Origin of the sequence: Mycobacterium colombiense, from assembly GCF_003284935.1 — a bacterium.
GTDB classification, from domain to species: Bacteria; Actinomycetota; Actinomycetes; order Mycobacteriales; family Mycobacteriaceae; genus Mycobacterium; species Mycobacterium arosiense_A.
The window spans coordinates 1-20,646 of sequence record NZ_QMEV01000046.1 but is presented as its reverse complement, the minus strand read 5'-3'; the positions used below and the strand labels follow the sequence as shown (position 1 = coordinate 20,646).

Annotated in this window: 16 protein-coding genes; 8 read left to right on the top strand and 8 right to left on the bottom strand. The window is 67.8% G+C overall.

Going from position 1 to position 20,646, the window contains the following annotated elements; all coding sequences use genetic code 11:
* Window positions 1-10 precede the first annotated feature (10 nt).
* Together DQP57_RS18735 and DQP57_RS18730 are read right to left on the bottom strand one after the other, a co-directional pair.
* Window positions 11-3,940: a bifunctional diguanylate cyclase/phosphodiesterase gene (locus DQP57_RS18735; protein ID WP_112634232.1), complete on the bottom strand. Its 3,930-nt coding sequence runs from the start codon at window positions 3,938-3,940 to the stop codon at window positions 11-13.
* Between the two features lie 140 nt (window positions 3,941-4,080).
* Window positions 4,081-4,515 carry an HIT family protein gene (locus tag DQP57_RS18730; RefSeq protein ID WP_112634231.1) on the bottom strand — a complete coding sequence of 145 codons (435 nt, stop codon included), beginning with the start codon at window positions 4,513-4,515 and terminating at the stop codon, window positions 4,081-4,083.
* Window positions 4,516-4,588: 73 nt separating this feature from the next.
* Here DQP57_RS18730 and DQP57_RS18725 point away from each other — a divergent pair, with 73 nt between their 5' ends.
* The 3 genes from DQP57_RS18725 to DQP57_RS18715 all read left to right on the top strand — a co-directional run bounded on the left by DQP57_RS18725 (window position 4,589) and on the right by DQP57_RS18715 (window position 8,079).
* Window positions 4,589-5,974, top strand: coding sequence for an amidase (locus tag DQP57_RS18725; RefSeq protein WP_112634230.1), 1,386 nt, complete (start codon window positions 4,589-4,591; stop codon window positions 5,972-5,974).
* Between the two features lie 66 nt (window positions 5,975-6,040).
* Complete coding sequence (locus tag DQP57_RS18720) at window positions 6,041-7,162, top strand: adenylate/guanylate cyclase domain-containing protein (RefSeq protein ID WP_112634229.1); 1,122 nt, start codon at window positions 6,041-6,043, stop codon at window positions 7,160-7,162.
* 335 nt (window positions 7,163-7,497) lie between these two features.
* Complete coding sequence (locus DQP57_RS18715; protein WP_112634228.1) at window positions 7,498-8,079, top strand: hypothetical protein; 582 nt, start codon at window positions 7,498-7,500, stop codon at window positions 8,077-8,079.
* A gap of 15 nt (window positions 8,080-8,094) precedes the next feature.
* Here DQP57_RS18715 and DQP57_RS18710 read toward each other — a convergent pair whose 3' ends face one another.
* The 5 genes from DQP57_RS18710 to DQP57_RS18690 form a co-directional block, all read right to left on the bottom strand.
* On the bottom strand, window positions 8,095-9,960 hold the full coding sequence (locus tag DQP57_RS18710; RefSeq protein ID WP_112634227.1) for a serine/threonine-protein kinase PknH/PknJ: 1,866 nt from the start codon (window positions 9,958-9,960) through the stop codon (window positions 8,095-8,097).
* Between the two features lie 174 nt (window positions 9,961-10,134).
* A complete protein-coding gene (locus DQP57_RS18705) occupies window positions 10,135-11,274 on the bottom strand; it encodes a BTAD domain-containing putative transcriptional regulator (RefSeq protein WP_112634226.1) in 1,140 nt (379 codons plus the stop codon).
* A gap of 279 nt (window positions 11,275-11,553) precedes the next feature.
* On the bottom strand, window positions 11,554-11,898 hold the full coding sequence (locus DQP57_RS18700; RefSeq protein WP_112634225.1) for a DUF732 domain-containing protein: 345 nt from the start codon (window positions 11,896-11,898) through the stop codon (window positions 11,554-11,556).
* Between the two features lie 131 nt (window positions 11,899-12,029).
* Window positions 12,030-13,925, bottom strand: a complete 1,896-nt coding sequence (locus tag DQP57_RS18695) for an ABC transporter ATP-binding protein (RefSeq protein WP_112634224.1) — start codon at window positions 13,923-13,925, stop codon at window positions 12,030-12,032.
* Complete coding sequence (locus tag DQP57_RS18690) at window positions 13,922-15,688, bottom strand: ABC transporter ATP-binding protein (RefSeq protein WP_112634223.1); 1,767 nt, start codon at window positions 15,686-15,688, stop codon at window positions 13,922-13,924. The genes DQP57_RS18695 and DQP57_RS18690 overlap by 4 nt, the downstream gene beginning before the upstream one ends.
* Before the next feature lie 170 nt (window positions 15,689-15,858).
* Between DQP57_RS18690 and DQP57_RS18685 the strand changes: the two genes are divergently transcribed.
* Window positions 15,859-16,416, top strand: a complete 558-nt coding sequence (locus tag DQP57_RS18685) for a DUF3558 domain-containing protein (RefSeq protein ID WP_112634222.1) — start codon at window positions 15,859-15,861, stop codon at window positions 16,414-16,416.
* 32 nt (window positions 16,417-16,448) lie between these two features.
* Entirely contained in the window at window positions 16,449-16,985 is a 537-nt protein-coding gene (locus DQP57_RS18680) for a DUF3558 domain-containing protein (RefSeq protein ID WP_165821842.1), read from the top strand.
* Window positions 16,986-16,998: 13 nt separating this feature from the next.
* Here the strand turns inward: DQP57_RS18680 and DQP57_RS18675 are convergent, their stop codons facing one another.
* Entirely contained in the window at window positions 16,999-17,502 is a 504-nt protein-coding gene (locus DQP57_RS18675) for a SixA phosphatase family protein (protein WP_112634220.1), read from the bottom strand.
* Window positions 17,503-17,805: 303 nt separating this feature from the next.
* Here DQP57_RS18675 and DQP57_RS26900 point away from each other — a divergent pair, with 303 nt between their 5' ends.
* The 3 genes from DQP57_RS26900 to DQP57_RS18665 all read left to right on the top strand — a co-directional run.
* Window positions 17,806-18,384: a hypothetical protein gene (locus DQP57_RS26900; protein ID WP_165821841.1), complete on the top strand. Its 579-nt coding sequence runs from the start codon at window positions 17,806-17,808 to the stop codon at window positions 18,382-18,384.
* Between the two features lie 359 nt (window positions 18,385-18,743).
* Window positions 18,744-19,895 carry a metallophosphoesterase family protein gene (locus DQP57_RS18670; RefSeq protein WP_112634219.1) on the top strand — a complete coding sequence of 384 codons (1,152 nt, stop codon included), beginning with the start codon at window positions 18,744-18,746 and terminating at the stop codon, window positions 19,893-19,895.
* Window positions 19,892-20,646 (top strand): AAA family ATPase (locus tag DQP57_RS18665; RefSeq protein WP_114149388.1); only part of this gene is annotated, 755 nt, incomplete at its 3' end. The genes DQP57_RS18670 and DQP57_RS18665, both read left to right, overlap by 4 nt.

Genomic DNA, 20,646 nt, shown 5'->3' with positions numbered 1-20,646 from the left:
GCGGTCACGCTCATCCGTTGGATTGGCTCGGGTGGGGGTTCGGTGCGTGGTTGGCGATCCAGTCCCGCAGGTCATCCGGCGGCAACGGCGGGGTGTGCACGAAGCCCTGGGTGATGTTGCAGCCGTACCGGCGCAGGGCGTTCAGCGTGGCCTCGTTCTCGACCCCCTCGGCCACCAGGTCAGCGCCCAGGTTGGATGCCAGCGCCACCGTCGAGCGCACGATGGCGACCGACCGCGCGTCGTGCGCCAAGCGCGATACGAAAATCCGGTCGAGCTTCAGCTCGTCGACCGAAACCTCTTGCAGCCGAGCCAAAGACGACCAGCCGGTGCCGTAATCGTCGAGCGAGATCCGGATTCCCAGGCCCTGCAGCGCGGCGACGGTGTTGCGGGAACGCACGGAATCGACAAGTGCGCTCTCGGTGATCTCGAGGATGAGCGCCTCGGCGGGCAGGTCGTAACTGGCGAGGAGTCGCTCGACGGTGCCGACGAGTTCGATGTCCAGCAGGTTGGTCGTCGACAGGTTCACCGCGACCGTGAGCGGCATGCCTTGCTCACGCCAGGACCGGACCTGGGCGAGAGCCATGCCGAGGACCCGATTGGAGATCTTGCGCATCAGCCCGGCGCCCTCGGCGACGGACAGGAATTCCTCGGGCAGCAGCGTGCCGCGGCGGGGATGCTGCCAGCGCAGCACCGCCTCGACGCTGTGGACGCTGCCGTCCCGGGCGTCGATCTTGGGTTGGTAGTGCAAGCGCAGCTCGTCGGTATCGAACAATGCCGAGCGCAGTTCCTCGATGAGGTTGGGGTCGTTGTGGCGACACACGTCCAACGACGAGTCGTAGACCGCGATCTTCGTGCCCGATGATTTGGCATGCGCCATGGTGGTTTCCGCGCAGTTCAGCAGATCCTGCGGATGGTCGCAGTGGTCGGGGCTTAGCGCGATCGCGACGCGGGCTTCGACCTGCACGGTGACCGGATCCAGCGCGATCGGCTCACCCAGTGCTTCGAGCAGCCTTCCCGCCGAGGCGCTGGCCGCGGTGAGGTTGGCCCCCTCCGAGAGCAGGACGGCGAATTGGTCATCGCCCACCCGGGCCAGCAGGTCGTCGCGGCGCACGCTGCCGGACAACCGATTTGCGATGTGGCACAGCAGTTCATCACCGAATTGCCTGCCAATCGAGTCGGTGATCTCGTGAAAATCAATCAGGCTCAACAGCAATAAGGCCCGACGTGGCTGCGCTCTGTTCGGCATCGACGCGGTCCTCGGCGACGCCGAGGCGGTTAACTTCGTCAAGGCCGCTGTCATCGAGCGCCTGTTCGGCAAGGCCGTCAACTCGTCGGTCGTGGCGTGCTCGTCGCCCACCTCGAGCAGGCTCGCATCCCGGAAGGTCAGCGCGAACCGGCCCGCCCCCACCACCAGACTCAGCGCCGCCAGTGTCGCGGCGGTCCGCGAATGGTATGCCACGACAATGACGCCCAGCGCCACGACGGCGGACGCCACCGGGGTGGCGTAGGGCCCGATGCGGCCACGGGTTGGTGGCGTGGCCGACGACGATCTGGCCCAACTTGCCATCGCGATGAGCAACGACGACGCGGCCCAGCAGGCGTCCAGCAGGGAACCGGCCCGATACAAGCCGGCGGACGTCTCGAACAGATACGCCGCGTCCGCGAACGCGAAGAGGACCAATCCGGCCACCAGCAGTGCCCACCGAATCTCGTTGCGCCAGCCAAGGATTGGCAACATTCCTGCGGCCAGCGCCAGCAGAACCAGATCGCTCCACGGATAGACAAGGCCGACCCATACCGTTGCCGGGGCGCGTACCGCGGCCGCGCGGATCGGTCCCGTCATCAGCGCCGCGGCCACCGCCCCCAACGTCAGGGCGCAGATGACCGAGTCGAACTGAATCGCGATCGGCAGCCGTTTGAGCCGTGCCCGCATGAGCAGCAGCAGCCCGGCGTAGACGAAAGGGTAGTACGCGAGATACTCCGGATCGGCGACCGACGGGGATCGGCCGCTGGGCACCCACACGGCATAGACGACATCGCCCACGGCCGAGCACGCCATGCCGGCGGCGATCAAAGCCCAGGCCAACCGGTCAGCCGAAACGCCGTATGCGCGAAGGGCAATCAGTCCTGCCGCAACCACGGTCAGCGCCGTGTAGAGGGCCGCGGCGGAGAAGATGCCGTGCCCGGCATCGGGGCGGACGGCACTGGACACGGTGAAGGCGACCACTCCGATCGTCAGCAGCGCGAAGGCGGTCCGGACGCCCCGCGGGGGCCGGCGCTCAGCGTCGAGCGCATCCTCGGATGGGGGCGGTGCGGCGGTCGCGACCTCGGCGACGGGTCGGGAGTTCCGTGGCATCCCGCCGTCACCGTCAAGAGCGCGGGCCGCAACCGCGGATCGGATCGAACTCGGCGCCGCGGAGAACGCGTAGGGCAGCGGCAGGTCGGGCATGAAGCTGCGAATGCATTGGCCGCCTTCGCGTTTGGCGGCGTACATGGCCAAGTCGGCGTGTCTGAGCAGCTGATCGACCGTGCAATTGGCCGCGCCGGTGGCCACCGTGAATCCGATGCTGGGCCGCACCGTGATCGGAATGCCTTCGATCAGAATCGCTTCGGTGAAGGCGTCGAGAATGCGATGCGCGGCCGCCTGCGATTCTTCGACGGAAGCTTCGATGAGCGCGGCGAATTCGTCGCCGCCGAGCCGCGCGATGGTGCCCTGTTCCCCCAGCGCGGCGGTGAGCCTGCCGGCCACCCGGACCAGCAGTTCGTCGCCGGCGGGATGGCCCAGGGCGTCGTTGACCGATTTGAAGTTGTCGAGGTCCAGACACAGCACCGCGATCGGCGTGCCGTCGGGACGGCGACGCGCGATCGCCTGGTCCAGCCGGTGCAGGAACAGCGCCCGGTTGGCCAGACCGGTCAGGTGGTCGCGGAAGGCCTCCCGCGCGACCTCGGACAACAGATTCTGGTTTTCGACCAGGACGACGAATTGCCGGGCCAAGACGGCGGCCACCAGGATGCCCAGGGCCGCCAGCATGGGTCCGTTTATCGCATCGCCCGCAGCGTGCGCCCAACCCACCGTCGCGGCCAGGATCAGCGGTAGGTAGGGCAGCCACAGCCGGGCGCGGAACTCGATCTCATCCGGTGAGGCCGGCGCGGGGCGCTGGTGCGTGGCACCCACTGCGGCCAGCGCCAGCATCCCCAGCCCCGCCACCCGCATCATGTCCCCGACATCACCGGTGTGATAGCTGCCGATGCCGGCATAGAAGACCAGCATCATGTCGGCAACGCTGATCGTCGCGACACCGGCGGCGACCAGACTCCGGCTCGGCCGGTCGCCCGGGCGCGCCCGCGACAGCATCAGGATCGCCGTCGTCAGCAAGACGATGTCGTTGAAGATCTCCGCCAGCGTCGCCAGCCGGGTGCCCGTCCGCTCCTGCAGCTGCGCTTCGACGACGAACACCCAGGAGATGACGAACAGCGAGGTCGCCACGATGAGGCCGTCGAGCAGCAGCCGCCGGGGGCTGTTGCGCGACAGCTGGGACAGCAGCATCAGCGACACCATGGTGCCGAACGGCCACAACAGCAGCACGATCTCCGACGCCGCCGGATGGGCGGCGTGCTCGACCTCGGGTCGCACGTCATAGACCGCCCAGATGATCTCGCCCACCGCCCAGCCGAGCTGGGCCGTCACCAGCGCCAGCCACCCGTAACGCTGGCGCCCGGACGTGTGATGGGCCGCGCGGCCTGCGCATCCCGCGCCGATCACCAGACAAGCTGCGGTGACGAACTCGTTGACCGGCCGAGTCCCGTACGGGCCATGCAAACCCCGGAACGAGGACAGCAACAGCAGCAATTCGGCGACGCCGTATGCGGCGGCGAGGGTCCAGCCCGCACGCGCGGGCACCCCCGACCGCCGCCACGGATTTACCGCCCAGCGCTTCATCACCGCTCCAGCCAATCCCCTGCTATGTGGCGAAGAAACGAGCGACCTCACCACGAGTTACTGGGCATTAAACCGCTGCCGACGTTCGCGAAGTGCGGCTTTAGCCAGGTTGGGGCAGCGTGGAACGGTCGCCGATCGGCTCAATCGGGCTGACTTGCGTCGATGCGGGCCAGCGCGTTGCGCAGAATCTGGCCGGTGGCGTCCCGGTCGGGGTCGCGGCGCAGCAGCATTCCCTTGGCCATCGACAGCTTGTCGCCGTTGCGGCGAGGCAAAACGTGCAGGTGGATATGCAACACGGTCTGGAAAGCCGCGCGACCGTCATTGACGGCGATGTTGGTGGCGTCGGCCAGTTCGGTGGTCCGCGCGGCCCGGGCGATGCGTTGGCCGAGGGTGACCATCCCGGCCAGGGTCTCCGGCGCGGTGTCGGTGAGGTCGACGCTGTGCCGCTTGGGCAGCACAAGCGTGTGGCCGCGGGTGAACGGGCGGATGTCGAGGATGGCCAGGTAGTCGTCGTCGTCGTAGATCCGGATGGCCGGCGCTTCGCCGGCGACGATCGCACAGAACACGCAGGACATGTCGCCCACGGTACTGGTTGCTTCGCCACGGCCACGCCGAGACCAGCCGCGAATCGCGGGATACGCTGCCGCGGTGAACGATCTCGCCTTCGCCGGCGCGGCGGCACAAGCGCGCATGCTGGCCAACGGTGAACTGACCGCGCCCGAGTTGCTCGAGGTCTACCTGGAGCGGATAGCGCGGCTGGACAGCCAGCTGCGGTGCTACCGCGTGGTGCTCGCCGATCAAGCTCGCTATGAGGCCGCCGTGGCGCAGGAGCGCCTGGACGCGGGCGAACGACTGCCGCTGCTCGGCGTGCCGATCGCGATCAAAGACGATGTCGACGTCGCAGGGGAGGTGACGACGTTCGGCAGCGGCGGACATCGGCCGGCCGTCAGCTCCGACGCGGAGGTGGTGCGCCGGTTGCGCGCCGCGGGCGCGGTGATCATCGGCAAGACCAATGTGCCCGAGCTGATGATGATGCCCTACACGGAGTCGATGACCTTCGGCGCCACCCGCAACCCGTGGAATCCCACCCGCACCCCGGGCGGCAGTAGCGGGGGAAGCGCCGCCGCCGTCGCCGCCGGGTTGGCCGCGCTGGCCCTGGGATCCGACGGGGGCGGCTCGATCCGCATCCCGGCGACGTGGTGCGGGCTGTTCGGCCTGAAGCCGCAGCGCGACCGCGTGTCGCTGGAACCGCACGACGACGCCTGGTACGGGCTGAGCGTCAACGGCCCGATCGCGCGGACGGTGCTCGACGCCGCCGTGTTCCTGGATGCCACGTCGACGGTGCCCGGCCCCGAAGGGGAGTTCGTCACGGCGGCGGGTCGCAGTCCCGGCCGGTTGCGAATTGCCTTGAGCACCAAGGTGCCAACCCCGTTGCCGGTCAGGGTGGGCAAGGCGGAGTTGGCGGCGGTCGATCAGGCCGGTGCGCTGCTGCGCGATCTCGGCCATGACGTCATCACGGCCGATCCCGAGTATCCGGCGTCGGCGATGTTCGCCAACTACCTGCCCCGGTATCTGCGCGGTATCTGCGACGACGCGGACGCCCTGGCCCATCCGGAACGTCTCGAGGCGCGCACCCGCAACATCGCCCGAATGGGTTCGTTCTTCTCGGACCGGCGGATGGAGGCCATCCGGGCCAATGAGGGGGCGGTGGTCTCGCGGATCAAGGCGATCTTCGACGACGTCGACGTCGTCGTCACGCCCGGCACCGCGACGGGCCCGTCGCGCATCGGCGCCTATCAACGCCGCGGCGCGGTGTCGACACTGCTGCGGGTCGGTCGATACGTTCCCTACCAACAGATTTGGAACCTGACCGGACAGCCCGCGGCGGTGGTGCCGTGGGACTTCGACGGCGACCGCCTGCCGCTGTCGGTCCAGCTCGTCGGCAGGCCATATGACGAGGCGACGCTGTTGTCGCTGTCGGCGCAGATCGAAGCGGCCCGGCCGTGGGCCCTTCGGCGACCGCCGGTGTCCTGACGGGCGCCTAGCAGCGGTGCGCTCATCGCCTCACATCATGACTGGCCCGCGTTGTAGGTTGACGACGTGCACGACGGAGCCGACCAGGACATCGAGGATCTGCTCGAGGGGCTCGAGGGAACCGCGCGCATGGAACGCGCCGATCTGGTGCGATGGCTGCTCGAGCAGGGCATCACCCCCGAGGAGATCCGGACCACCAATCCGCCCCTGCTGTTGGCCACCCGCCATCTCATCGGCGACGACGGCACCTACGTGTCCACCCGGGAGATCAGCGAGACCCACGGCATCGACCTGGGGCTGTTGCAGCGCGTGCAGCGCGCGATCGGCCTGGTCCGGGTGGACGACCCGGACGCGGTCGTACACATGCGCGCCGACGGCGAAGCCGCCGCCTTCTCCCAGCGATTCGTCGAGCTGGGGCTCGATCCCGAACAGGTGGTTCTCGTGGTTCGGGTGCTGGCCGAAGGCCTGTCGCGGGCCGCGGAAGTCATGCGCTCCACCGCGCTTTCGGCGATCATGCGACCGGGTGCCAGCGAGCTCGAAATCGCCAAGGCGTCAAAGGCTTTGGTGAGCGAGATCGCGCCCATGCTCGGCCCGATGATCGAGCACATGTTGTTCATGCAACTGCGCCACATGATGGAAACCGAGGCGATCAATGCCGCGGAGCGAGCCGCCGGCGAGCCGCTGCCCGGGGCGCGCCAAATCACCGTTGCCTTCGCGGATCTGGTCGGTTTCACCCGCATCGGCGAGGCGGTGTCACCCGAGGAGCTGGGGCATCTGGCCAACCGGCTGGCCAACCTCGCCCGGGACATGACGGTGCCGCCGGTGCGATTCGTCAAGACTATCGGCGACGCGGTGATGTTCGTGTGTCCCGATCCGCTGCCGTTGCTCGACGTCATCGTGAAACTCGTCGAGGCCGTCGACACCGACAACGACTTTCCCCGGCTGCGCGCGGGGGTGGCCTCCGGCATGGCGGTCAGCCGCGCCGGCGACTGGTTCGGCAGCCCCGTCAACGTGGCCAGCCGGGTCACCAACGTGGCGCGCCCGGGCACGGTCCTGGTCGCGGATTCGGTCTGGGACGTCATCGGCGACAGCGGTGAGTTCTCCGGCTCGTTCGCCGGCGCCCGGCGCCTCAAGGGCATCAAGAACGAGGTGAAGCTCTTCCGCGTCCGGCGCGGCGACGGCGACTGATGGCCCGCCGCCCGGGCGAGAGAAACGTGACCGACGCATGGGCAGGCCCGGTGCGACTCTAGGGGGCGTGTGACTACGTCTTATGCGTGTCCTACGCGGCCGGATTCCTACCCCGTGTTCCAGCGCTTCGAATTGGTCGCTTCCCGGGCCTGCTTCGCTAACCAAAATACGCCGACCAACAGCCCTTATCAACGGGTTTTCGCCAGTCGGTCCGAGTCTTCGAGGACCGCTATCCGGCGTCGCCGCGCAGCCGACAATCACGCCCGTGACGGCCGTCGTTTCGCTCCCGGTGAACGGCCATTCCCTTACGCATGCAACGGTGTAATCATGTAATCATGAAGGCTCATCACGCACACAGGCGGTATGGCCGCCCCGGCGGCTGGCAGCAAGCCCAGCAACCCGACGCCAGCGACGCCGCGGAGTGGTTCGCCGGACGTCTCCCGGAGAACTGGTTCGACGGCGACCCGACGGTGGTCGTCGACCGCGAAGAGATCACCGTCATCGGCAAGCTCCCGGAGCCCGAGAGTGCGGAAGGCGAAGCGAGCGAGGCCCGCGCGGCCGGGCGGGCCTCGCGATTCCGCGAAGACACCCGCTCGGAGCGTATGCACATCGCCGACGAAGCGCAGGACCGCTACGGACGCAAGGTTTCGTGGGGCGTCGAGGTCGTCTCCAAGGCGGGCACCGAGCGAATCCTGTTCACGCACATCGCCGTACCGGTCATGACCCGGCTGAAACAACCCGAACGGCAGGTGCTCGACACGTTGGTGGACGCCGGCGTCGCCCGGTCACGCGCCGACGCCCTCGCCTGGTCGGTCAAGCTGGTCGGTGAGCACGCCGAAGAGTGGCTGGCCAAACTGCGCGGCGCGATGTCGGCGGTCGACGACCTACGCGCGCAGGGCCCCGATCTTCAGTCCTGACGGGGCCGTCGCGCCTCAGCCCTCGGGCTTCTCGCTGTCGATCTTGGCGACGATCTTGTCGGCGATCTGGGCGCCCTGATCGCTGATGCGGTATCCGCAGGCGTTGATGTCGACGACGACGTTGTTGGCTACGCTGAGCGCGCGCTGGCACTCCCAGCCGTCGGCGCCCTCCTGGGTGTCCATCAGCGTGATCTTCGGTGGGCTGCCCTGAAGCTGCGCGAACGTCCACCGATACGTCTTGCTCTTGTTGGTCACGGTCACCGTCTTGCCGGCGCAACCTTTCCACTTCTCCGCCGAGGTTTGCACGAAACTCTTGGCCTTGTCGGCGGAGGGAAACAGCACCACGGCCTGGTTGACCCAGTGGTCGTAGTTATCGCCGGCCTCCGAGGACACCAGTCCGCTGACCGCCGAATAGCCGGTGCCCGCGTAGACCGGATCCTGCGTGGTGTAGAGCGCCCCTTGGCAATCGGGCGCGGACACCGTCACCGAAGAGCTGTCCGTCGACGTGATGGGCTTGCCCGGCTGCATCGACGACGAGCCCATCACTGTGTTGACGTCGGCCGGGCCGAGCAGCAGGCCGCTGAGGCGTTCGGGCCCCAGCGGGGCGGCCTGGGGTGGTTGCGGCTTGGGTCGAACGACAAGCCAGATGCCCACCCCGGTCGCGATCACGACGAGCACCACGGCGACGGCCGCGATGATGGGCCAGATCGAGCGGTGCGGTTTGGGGGGTGCCTGACCCCAGGGCGTTGAGCTGGTGAACTGGGGTGGGGCGCCCCAGTTGGCGTTGCCACCTTGGTAATACGGCGAACCGGCCGCGGGGATGGGCCCGCTGGTGGGGGTCCAGGCCTGGCCGCCCTGCGACGGTATCGGCCCCGAACTCGGGGCCGGCGGCGGGTCGAACGGCGACGGCGGCGGGGTGTTGAACGCGGGCCCGAAGGGCTGCGGGGGCGCCGCAGCGGCGCTGGCCGGCGCGCCGGGGTACTCGGCGGTGGGCAGTGCGGCTTCCTGACTGCGGCGCAAGATGGTGGCCGCGCGGTCCTGGTCGGGGTTGCTCAGCGCTTCCCTGGCGGCCAGGGCCAGGTCGCCCGCGCTGGCGTAGCGCTCCTCCGGCTTTTTGGCCATGCCGCGGGCGATCACCGCATCGAAGGCCTTTGGGACGCCCGGGCGCTGCGCGCTGGGCGCGGGTATGGGGTCCATCAGGTGAGCGGAGACCAGCACGCCCGCGCTGTCGGCGCGGTAGGGCGGGGACCCGGTCAAGCACTCGAACAGCACACAGGCCAGCGCGTAGATGTCGGCGCGGTAAGTGACTTCCGCGTCCGAAAACCGTTCCGGCGCCATGTATTTCCAGGTGCCCACCGCGGTGCCGAGCTGTGTCAGCTTCTCGTCGGTGGTGGCGCTGGCGATGCCGAAGTCGACCAGGTAGGCGAAGTCGTCGCGGGTGACCAAGATGTTCTGCGGTTTGATGTCGCGGTGCATCACCCCGGCGGCGTGCGCGGCATCGAGCGCGGACGCGATCTGGGTGATGATGGCGACCGCGCGCGGTGGGGTCAGCGGGCCGAAGCGTTTGAGCACGCTGTCCAGGTCGGTGCCCTCGACCAACCGCATCTCGAGGAACATCTGGCCGTCGATCTCGCCGTAGTCGTGCACCGGCACCACGTGCGGTTCCTGCAAACGACCGGCGGTGCGGGCTTCGCGCTTCAACCGCTCGCGAAACACGGGGTCCCGGCTGAAGCTTTCGGAGAGGAGTTTGACCGCGACCGTCCACTCTTTGACGGTGTGTTCGGCCTCGTAGACCTCACCCATCCCGCCGCGGCCCAGCAGCCGCTTCAGGTGGTAGGGGCCAAACATCGACCCCGCCCGTGAGGACTGCTCGTCACTCATTCCTCATCCTTCCAACCCAACCCCTGGCCTGCCGTTCTCTGTCGAGACCGTGCGGGCAGAGACACAATCGCAACCCGTGACTGAGCAATCATGACGGTAAGCGCGCAGGCGTCCCACCGCACGATAACCGGAACAATTGCCGCGCGTGTCAGCCCGGGTCGGCTCGCCGAGGTCTCAGGCCTCGTCGGCGCTGTCAGCGGCGAGCTGGAAGGTGAATTCGTGGTCGCAGATCCGCACGCGGTCACCGTCCTGCAGCGTGGCGGCGGCGTGGATGCGTCGATCCTGGACGTGCACGCCGTTCGAGGACCGCAGGTCGTCGATGATGTAGCTGCTTCCGGTGTCGACGATGACGGCATGGTGACGGCTGACTTTGGGGGAGTCGAGCACGATGTCGTTGTCGCTAAGCCGCCCAATGGTTGTCGATCCTTGGAGCGGATAACTGCGCCCCGTCACCTCGTGCAGGTAGGCGACCGCCTTCTTGTCGGTCGGGTAGTGCTCGAGCACGGTGATCGCGACGGCCGCGGTCGTCATGGCGTTTTTCTTCACGTCCAGCGGCTCTTGACGCAGGATCTGGTCGTTGAGGGCGCGCAGATTCTGGCCGGGGTCGATGCCGAGGTCGTCGGCCAGCGATTTCTGCACGCGCCGGTAGGCCGCCAGCGCGTCGGATTGGCGGTCGGTGAGGTAGTAGGCGGTCATCAACTGAGCCCACAGCTGCTCGCGGTAGGGATGTTCGGCCGTCAGGGCTTCCAGTTCGGTGATCACGGTAAAGGCACGCCCGCAGGCGATTTCGGCCTCGGCCTGCGCGGTGTGGGCCAGGATCTTCTCCTCGACGAGGGAAGTGGTGAAGGCGTCGACGAACCGAAAACCGTCCAGGTCCTCGAGCACCGGGCCGCGCCATTCGGCCAGGGCCGCCGACAGGTGCTGACTGGCCTGCTCGAATCGGCCGGCGGCCGCGGCCTGCACGCCGGCGTTCTTTTCGGCGATGAACCGGCCGAGATCGCAATGGTCGTTGGAGATGTTGAGCCGGTACCCCGGTGGTGCCGCGACCAGCACCGCGCGCGGGTCGACGCCGGCCCCGGTCAGCAGCTTGCGCAGGTTGGACACGTAGGAGTGGATGCTGGCCCGTGCCCCCGACGGTGGCGACTCGTCCCACAGGGCGGTGATGAGCCGGTCGACGCCGACCGGGTTGTTGCGGTTCATCAGCAGCATGGCCAGCACCGCCCGCTGTTTGGGTGTGCCCAACGGCACCAGGGTGCCGCCAACGCTCATCTCCAACGGTCCGAGCAGACCGAATTGAAGATCGTCGTCCGCCATCCCGCCTACCAGCCTTTCCGCGTCCGCGGCGTCGGATGCCCTGAGCTCACCATTGAGATTGTGACGGCAAGCCGGCAGATTCGTTACGAATCCCGACAAACCGGCCAGCTCCGGCGGCATGTCGTCCCAACTATCAGCCCGCAACGGCACTCGGCGCGATGCCGGGCCTGAAATGCGTTCGTACCCAGCACGATAATCGGTGCGTCGCACGAATTGACTTGCGCCGTCGTCACATATCGGTCGACGGGCGGGCGCCGGCGGAGTCCGGCGCCCCACGGCTCAGGCGGGCTGACCGGAGAATTGCGGGCAGTAGGCCTGGGTCGCCGCCATGACCACGTGCGCCGCCTGCGGCGGAGTCAGGCTGGTGTGCCGAAAGATCTGGACGGTAACCGCCATCGGCGTGTGGCCTGCGGCCAGTTCGGTGCACACCTGGTGGCCCGTCTGCACGGCGGCCTGGGTCGACGGGAAAGACACGCCGAGGCTTTGCATCTGGCTCAGGAATGCCTCGTCGGCGGTCTGCACTGCGCTGGCGGCGGCGGTGCCGGCGAAGCCAAGGGCGGCGAACCCCACGGCGGCGGTGCCGATTGCGGTGGTGGCCATCTTCGTGATGCGGCGTGAAAACATTGCTGCCACCCCTTTCAGGTGCGTTATTGAGTAGGACGATCCCAGGGTCTCGTTTGTTCCTTGGTGTCTTCTCAATAACTTCTTGGTAGCGATCGCGGGCGCTTATCAATGCGCGCGCCAGACGCGCGGCATTACGCCTGTGTCATCGCGTAATACGCGCCGCGCCGGGCCAGCAGGTCGGCATGATTGCCCTGTTCGACGATCCGGCCGGCCTCGACCACCACGATGCGGTCGGCGTCGCGGATGGTCGAAAGTCGGTGCGCGATAATGAAACTCGTGCGATCGCGGCGCAGCTCGCACATCGCGTGCTGAATGACGGCCTCGGTGCGGGTATCGACCGAGCTGGTCGCCTCGTCCAGGATCAACAACTGAGGGCGGGCAAGGAACGCGCGCGCGATCGTGATGAGTTGCTTCTCGCCGGCGCTGATGTTGCCTCCGTCACCGCTGATCCGGGTCTGGTAGCCGGCCGGCAACGTCCGGACAAAACGGTCGACGTAGGCGGCCTTGGCGGCTTCGAGCACCTCGTCCTCGCCGGCGTCGGGACGTCCATAGGCGATGTTCTCCGCGATCGTCCCCTCGAAAAGCCAGGTGTCCTGCAGCACCATGCCGATGCGCGACCGCAGCGACCGGCGGTCCAGCGTGCTGATGTCGACACCGTCGAGCAGGATCTGGCCCGCGTCGACGTCGTAGAACCGCATCAGCAGGTTCACCAGCGTGGTTTTGCCCGCTCCGGTCGGTCCGACGATCGCCACCGTGCTGCCCGGTTCGGCCACCATCGACAGGTCTTCGATCACCGGGGTGCCCGGGCGGTAGGCGAAGCTCACGTGGGCGAATTCGACGCGCCCACGAGGCTGCGGGGAGGAGTCGGCCGGGACCGGATCCGGCGCTTCCTCGGGTTCGTCGAGCAGCGCGAAGATGCGCTCGGCGCTGGCCACCCCGGACTGCAGGGTGTTGTACATGCCGGCGAGCTGGCTCAGCGGTGAGTTGAACTGCCGCACGTATTGAATGAACGCCTGGATATTGCCCAGGGTGATGTGGCCGGTGGCGACCTGCAGGCCGCCCACCACCGCGACGGCGACGTAACCGAGGTTGCCGATGAACGTCGTCGCCGGTGCCACCAGCCCGGAGAGGAATTGAGCGCCGAAGCTGGCCCGGTAGACGTCGTCGTTGAGGGTGCGGAACTGCTCGCGCGCCGCCGCCTGGTGGCCGAACGTCGTGACGACCGTGAAACCGCTGTAGGTCTCCTCGATGTGGGCGTTCAGGCGCCCGATGCTGGTCCACTGCGCGACGAACAGGCGGTGCGAACGTCGCGCGATAGCGCGCGTCGCCAACAGCGACAGCGGCACCGTCAGCACGGTGATCATCACCAGCAGCGGCGAGATGGACAGCATCATCGCCAGCACCGCCACCACGGTCAGAACCGACGTCAGCAGCTGGCTGATCGTCATCGCCAGCGACGATTGGATGTTGTCGACGTCGTTGGTGACCCGGCTCAGCACCTCGCCACGCTGGCGTCGGTCGAAGTAGGACAGCGGCAGCCGATGGATTTTGTCCTCGACATCGGAACGCAGAGCCACCATGGTGCGCTGCACGGTGACGTTGAGCAGCCGGGCCTGCATCCACATCAGCAGCGCGGAAGCGAGATAGAGGGTCAGCGCCAGCGCCAGCGTTCGTGCGACCGCCCCGAAGTCCACGCCCTGCCCCGGCGTCACGTTCATCCCGGACAACAAGTCGGCGAAGGTGTCGGCGCCTCGGCCCCGTGCGGCCGCGACGGCCTGGGTCTTGGTCATTCCGGCGGGCAGCTGGCGCCCGATGACACCGTTGAACAGCAAATCGGTGGCGTGGCCCAGGATTCGCGGGACGACCACCCCGATGGCCGTGCCGGTGACACCCAGCGCGATGACCGCGATGCACAGCTGTCGTTGCGGCGCAAGCCGTTTCACCAGGCGGGCGGCCGAACCCCAGAAGTCACGGGAACGGGTTGCGGGGGCCTGCGGGTTGGCGGCCCGGGTGGCCGCGGGGGTCACGGCGTGCCCCCGACTCGACCGGATCGCACGGCGCCGACGGACTGCGAGTCGGCGAATTCGGCGTAGGCGGTGCAATCGGCCAGCAGCGATTCGTGAGTGCCGGCGCCCACCAGATTGCCGTTGTCGATCACGATCACCTGGTCGGCTGTGGACGCGATCGAAATCCGTTGTGTGACAACGATGACGGTGGCGTCCCGGGCAGCATCCCGTAGCGAGGCACGCACCCGCGCGTCGGTGCGCGCGTCGAGCGCGGCGAAGGAGTCGTCGAACAAATAGATGGCCGGGCGGCGGATGACCGCCCGGGCGATGGCGATTCGCTGCCGCTGCCCGCCGGAGAAATTGACGCCACCTTGGGCCACCCGCATCTGCAACCCGTCATCGTGGGCCCGCACGAAATCGTCGGCGCCGGCCACCCGCAACGCCTCCCACATCTGTTCGTCGGTAAGCACTTGGTGCGGGGCGGCGCCATAGCGCAGGTTGTCCGCGACCGTCCCGGAGAACAGGTAGCCGCGCTGGGGGACCAGTCCGATCGCCGACCACAGCCGCTCGGTCTGGTAATCGCGGACGTCGATGCCGTCGACCGAGACGGACCCGCCGGTCACGTCGTAGAGCCGGCAGATCAGCGACACCAGCGTCGACTTTCCCGAGCCGGTGCTGCCGACGACGGCGGTGGTGGTTCCGGGCAGCGCGGTCAGCGAAATGTCCTGCAGCACAGGGCGGTCGGCGCCCGGATAGGTGAATGTCGCGCCGTCCAGGCGCACCGCTCCGGTGATGGCGCCGCGCGGGGACCGCGGGTTCGGGGGATCGGTGACCGCCGGGCGGGTGGCGAGCACCTCGGTGATCCGCTCGGCGCACACCGAGGCGCGCGGCAACACCACCAGCGTCATCGTCGCCATCAGCACCGCCATCAGGATCTGGGTGAAGTACGCCAGGAAGGCGGTCAGCGAACCGACCTGCATCTGGCCGCGGTCGATGCGCAACCCACCGAACCAGATCAGCGCGACGCTGGACACGTTGATGGTCAGCGTGGTCACCGGCAGCATCAACGCTTGCCAGTTGCCCGCGGTCAGTGCGGTGTTCGACAGGGCGGTGTTGGCGCGGGCGAAGCGGTCACGTTCGAAACCTTCCCGCGCGAACGCGCGGACCACCCGGACGCCGGCCAGCTGGTCGCGCATCACCCGATTGATGCCGTCGATCAGGCCCTGCATGCGGCGGAACAGCGGCAGCATGTGCGACATCACCCAGTAGTTGGCCACCGCCATGATCGGCACGCTGACCAGCAGCAGCCACGTCAGCGCGGCCTCCTGGCGGATGGCCATGACGATCCCGCCGAGGCACATGATCGGGGCCGTCACCAGCACGGTGCCGCTGATCTGGACCAGGTACTGGATTTGCCGCACGTCATTGGTGCTGCGCGTGAGCAGCGTCGGCGCTCCGAACCGGGCGGTCTCGCGTTCGGAAAAGGTGGTGACGTGCTCGAACATGGCGGCGCGCAGGTCGCGGCCGAAGCCCATCCCGGTGCGCGAGCCGAAATAGATCGCCCCGATCGAGCACAGCACCTGCACCGCGGTGACCCCGAGCATGACCATGCCCAGCCGGACGATCGTGGTGGTGTCGCCCTTGGCGACGCCCTCGTCGATGATGGCGGCGTTGACGGTCGGCAGATATAGCGACGCGAGGTTGCCGATCAGCTGCAGCACCATCAGCACCGCCACCAGCCGTCGGTACGGCTGGATGTACTGGCGCAGCAGTGCCAGGAGCATGGGGTAACTGTCGCATACCGTCCCCGCCAACCGCCGGACGGTCAAGGTCGGCACCCCACTTGTTTGCGGCCCCGAAATACCTGCTCAGGCGCGTCGGTGGTTGACCCGCTGGGCTGCCGCTACAGTGCATCGTGTGGACCAGCAGCGGGCGGAACGGAAGCAGGGTAGCGGTGCGGCGTAGCACGAGGGCGCTGGCTCTCGTGGCGTCAGCATTGACGATCCTGATCCCCGCGGCTGCGGGCTGCTCCGATTCCGGCGGCAACAAACCGGGCGCGACGGCCTCGTCGACGCCGCAGAACGGCCAGGGCAACCACGGTGCGATGTTCCCGCAGTGCGGCGGCATCAGCGACCAGACCGTGGCGGAGCTCACCAAGGTCACCGGGTTGATCAACACCGCCCGCAACTCCGTCGGGTGCCAGTGGCTCGCCGGGGGCGGCATCCTGGGGCCGCACTTCTCCTTCTCCTGGTATCGCGGCAGCCCGATCGGTCGGGAGCGCAAGACCGAGGAACTTTCGCGTGCCAGCGTCGATGACATCAACATCGACGGCCACGGCGGTTTCATCGCCGTCGGCAACGAGCCCAATCTGGGCGACTCGCTGTGCGAGGTGGGCATCCAGTTCTCCGACGACTTCATCGAGTGGTCAATCAGTTTCAGCCAGAAGCCGTTCCCGCCGCCGTGCGACATCGCGAAGGAACTGGCTCGTCAGTCGATTGCGAATTCGAAATGATGGCCTCGACGCGCGCGGGATCGCGCGGCAGAATGAGCGCCCGCCTCGCCGTGGCCGTGCTGATCGCGGCGCTGTTGGTGGTGACGGGCTGTTCCCGCTCGATCGGGGGCAACGCGGTCAAGGCGGGTGGCAATGTGCCCCGCAACAACAACTCTCAGCAGCAGTATCCGAACCTGCTCAAGGAGTGTGAGGTCTTGACCAGCGACATCCTGGCCAAGACGGTGGGCGCCGACCCGCTCGACATCCAGAGCACATTCGTCGGCGCGATCTGCCGCTGGCAGGCGGCCAACCCGGCCGGCCTGATCGACATCACCCGGTTCTGGTTCGAGCAGGGCAGCCTGTCCAACGAACGCAAGGTCGCGGAGTTCTTGAAGTACAAGGTCGAGACGCGTTCGATCGCCGGCATCGACTCGATCGTGATGCGGCCCGACGACGCGAACGGCGCGTGCGGCGTGGCCAGCGATGCCGCCGGGGTGGTCGGCTGGTGGGTCAACCCGCAGGCGCCGGGCATCGACGCGTGCGGTCAGGCCATCAAGCTGATGGAGCTGACGCTGGCCACGAACTCCTGATCGGGCAATCGGACTAGCGCGGCACCTCGAAGCCGATCAGCGTGGCCACGCCGAGTTCCACGTCTTTCCACGCGCCCGGCACGGTGAGCACCGCGATCGCCGACGTGGGGAACTTGGCCGAAATCCTTTCGGCGGCACCGACGTTCGTGTTCCTCGCACCGCTGAGCCCCAGCGCCAGGGCCGACATCGTCGGTTCGTGCCCGATGACCAGCAGCGTGCCGACGGCGTCGTCCACCGTGTTGATCTCGTCGATCAACGTGCCGGGGGTGCTGGCGTAGAGGCGCTCGCTGTATCGCACCGGCGCGTCGATGCCGGTGTTGAGCAACGTCTCCCGGGTGCGTGTCGCCGTGGAACACAGCACGCCGTCGATGGGCGGCGCATTGGTGCGCATCCAGTCGCCGGCCAGTCCGGCTTGCCTGATTCCCCGCGGCGCCAACGGCCGGTCGTGGTCGGCGACGCCGGGCGGGTAATCGGACTTCGCGTGCCGCATCAACAGCAAGGTGCGCCGGCCAGTCACGAGCAATCAGATTAATCAGTGCGGCACGCGGTCGTCATCCCCGTCGCCGTCGCGCAGTTTTTCGGGGTGGTGGGAGGTGTGGGTTGGCAGACGACGGGGCCGAGCTCGGCTGCACCCGGTAGGCATAGCGGGGTGGAGATGGTCGGTCGACGGGCAGCACGGTCTCTGACGCCGACGGCCAGGACCGGCCGAGGGGACGAATCCTAATTCCTCTGCGAATATGTCCCGGGCGTTGTAGAACTTGGAATAGCAGTCACCCGCTCGAGGCACGCGCTGCCATTGCCGAAGCCAGAAGGCGTTACAGTGAAAGAGTCGTTGCGCACGGGAATTCGATTACTTGTGGCACCGGGAGTTACCTTCTGGGTGATCCTCAATTCGCCGGCAGCCTGGGCCGGGCCGGGCGGCAACCTTCCGGGCCCCGGCGTGTGCGACTATCCCGGTGTTGGCGGAAGTACCTTCGAGGCGGGAGCCACGACGTACTACTGCGATTTTCCTACCGAAGAGAACAGCACGCACTGGCACTGCGAATACGGCGGATGGAACATGGGCGGTCCAGGTGGCAACGCCCCCATCGGTGGAAGTTTCATGGGTTTCGGGTTGACCATTCCCGCAGGCGATTTCGGGGGTGCTTCCGGTAGCTGTTCATGGCGCTGGCCGGACAACACGATCGGCCCTGCACCGAATCCGCCGGGCGCGTGGAAGAACTATCTGGTGCCCAAGCCGCCACCGCCCGAACACCGGGCACCCCCGCCTCCATCGGCTGAGCCAGAGTCCGGGCCACCACCAACCATGAATCCGAATCCCGGCGATGAGCCACAGACGCCGGCCTACACCAACCCGGCGTTTCCGAATCCCGGCAGGCCGGTGAACCCGCCAAGTTAGCTTGGGTCGCAGCCATCTCCTACGTCGCTTTCCCCAAGCGTGCTGCAACGGCACCTTCACCGTGCCGATCTAAAGGCATTGCGGCAGTTCCCACGTACCGAGACTGACCGCACCGGCTTGTGCAGGTCTTCTGGTCTAGATTCACACTGGCGCAACTCATCTGCGGCACGGTCGCCAGGGTTTCTGACCGCGGCCTCGAGTCGGTGTCGGCCCGGATTCGACCCGCCGATCGACAACCCCAGGACCTGGCCGGATTTCTCACACCAAGACCTGCCGATCGAGGTCCCGCGTCTTGTCGGTGCGCAGACCTAAACTCGCGATGCCCCGGTAAACACGCACTTCGAAAGGGGGTCGCCGGCATGCGATTCCTGCACACCGCCGACTGGCAGCTGGGCATGACCCGGCACTTCCTCGCCGGTGACGCGCAGCCGCGCTATTCGGCGGCCCGCCGCGACGCGGTTGCCGGTCTGGGCGCGTTGGCGGCAGAGGTCGGCGCCGAGTTCGTCGTCGTGTCGGGCGACGTCTTCGAACACAATCAGCTTCCCCCAAAGGTCATCGGACAGTCCCTGGAAGCCATGCGCGCCATCGGGATTCCGGTCTACCTGTTGCCCGGAAACCACGATCCCTTAGACGCCTCGTCGGTGTACACCAGCGCGCTGTTCGCCGCCGAGCGCCCCGACAACGTGACGGTGCTCGACCAGGCCGGCCCGCATCGGGTGCGTCCCGGACTGGAGATCGTCGCCGCGCCGTGGCGATCGAAGGTGCCGACCACCGACCTGGTCGCCGACGTCCTCGACGAACTGCCCGCCGCCGCGGTCACCCGGATCCTGGTGGCGCACGGTGGGGTGGACATCCTGGATCCCGATCGGGACAAGCCCTCGCTGATCCGGCTCGCCACAGTCGACGACGCGCTGTCCCGCGGCGCGGTGCACTACGTGGCGCTGGGGGACAAGCACTCACTCACCCAGGTCGGCGGCAGCGGCCGGGTGTGGTACTCCGGCTCCCCGGAAGTCACCAATTTCGACGACGTGGAATCCGACCCAGGCCACGTCCTGATCGTCGACATCGACGAGGCCGACCCGCGGCGGGCGGTGTCCGTGACGCCGCGACGCGTCGGAAGCTGGCGGTTCGTCACCATGCACCGACAGGTCGACACCAGCCGAGACATCGCCGATCTCGACCTGAACCTCGACCTGATGACCGAGAAGGACCGGACCGTGGTGCGCCTGGCGCTGACCGGGTCGCTGACGGTCACCGACCGCGCCGCGCTGGACGCCTGCCTGGACAAATACGCACGGCTGTTCGCGTGGCTGGGCCTCTGGGAACGTCACACCGACCTGGCGGTGATCCCGGCCGACGGCGAATTCAGCGATCTCGGCATCGGAGGTTTCGCCGCCGCGGCGGTCGAAGAGCTGGTGGCGACGGCCCGCGAGGAGGACTCCGCGACCGCCGTCGACGCGCAGGCGGCGCTGGCGCTGTTGCTGCGCCTCACCGACCGGGGCGCGGCGTGAAGCTGCACCGGCTGATCCTGACCAACTACCGCGGGATTTCGCACCGGGAAATCGAATTCCCCGATCATGGGGTCGTGGTGGTGTGCGGCGCCAACGAAATCGGCAAGTCGTCGATGATCGAAGCCCTGGACCTGTTGTTGGAGGCCCGCGACCGCTCGACGAAGAAGGAAGTCAAACAGGTCAAGCCGACCCACAGCGACGTGGGCTCCGAGGTATCCGCCGAAATCAGTTGCGGTCCTTACCGATTCGTCTATCGTAAGCGTTTTCACAAGAAGTGCGAGACAGAGCTGACGGTGGTCCGGCCCTGCCGCGAACAACTGACCGGCGACGAAGCCCACGAACGGGTCCGGGCGATGCTGGCCGAGACGGTGGACAGCGACCTGTGGCACGCCCAGCGGGTGCTGCAGTCGGCGTCGACCGCCGCGGTCGATCTGTCCGGGTGCGACGCGCTCTCCCGCGCGCTCGATGTCGCCGCAGGCGATAGCGGCGGGCTGTGCGGCACCGAGCCATTGCTCATCGAACGCATCGACGCCGAATACGGGCGTTACTTCACCCCGACCGGACGCCCGACGGGGGAGTGGGCCGCCGCGATCACCCGGCTGGCCGACGCCGAGGCCGCGGTCGCCGAGTGCGCGGCGGCGGTCGCCGAGGTCGACGAGCGGGTGGCGCGCCACGCCGTGTTGACCCAGCAGGTCGCCGACTTCTCCCAGCGGCGGATCGCCGCCCGCCCCCGGGTGGCCGCGGCGCAGGA

Excerpts from the sequence above, each read along its gene's own strand:
- DQP57_RS18735 (WP_112634232.1), bottom strand. The coding sequence starts at position 3,940 with ATGAAGCGCTGGGCGGTAAATCCGTGGCGGCGGTCGGGGGTGCCCGCG.
- DQP57_RS18730 (WP_112634231.1), bottom strand. The coding sequence starts at position 4,515 with ATGTCCTGCGTGTTCTGTGCGATCGTCGCCGGCGAAGCGCCGGCCATC.
- DQP57_RS18715 (WP_112634228.1), top strand. The coding sequence starts at position 7,498 with ATGAAGGCTCATCACGCACACAGGCGGTATGGCCGCCCCGGCGGCTGG.
- DQP57_RS18710 (WP_112634227.1), bottom strand. The coding sequence starts at position 9,960 with ATGAGTGACGAGCAGTCCTCACGGGCGGGGTCGATGTTTGGCCCCTAC.
- DQP57_RS18705 (WP_112634226.1), bottom strand. The coding sequence starts at position 11,274 with ATGGCGGACGACGATCTTCAATTCGGTCTGCTCGGACCGTTGGAGATG.
- DQP57_RS18700 (WP_112634225.1), bottom strand. The coding sequence starts at position 11,898 with ATGTTTTCACGCCGCATCACGAAGATGGCCACCACCGCAATCGGCACC.
- DQP57_RS18690 (WP_112634223.1), bottom strand. The coding sequence starts at position 15,688 with ATGCTCCTGGCACTGCTGCGCCAGTACATCCAGCCGTACCGACGGCTG.
- DQP57_RS18680 (WP_165821842.1), top strand. The coding sequence starts at position 16,449 with ATGAGCGCCCGCCTCGCCGTGGCCGTGCTGATCGCGGCGCTGTTGGTG.
- DQP57_RS18670 (WP_112634219.1), top strand. The coding sequence starts at position 18,744 with ATGCGATTCCTGCACACCGCCGACTGGCAGCTGGGCATGACCCGGCAC.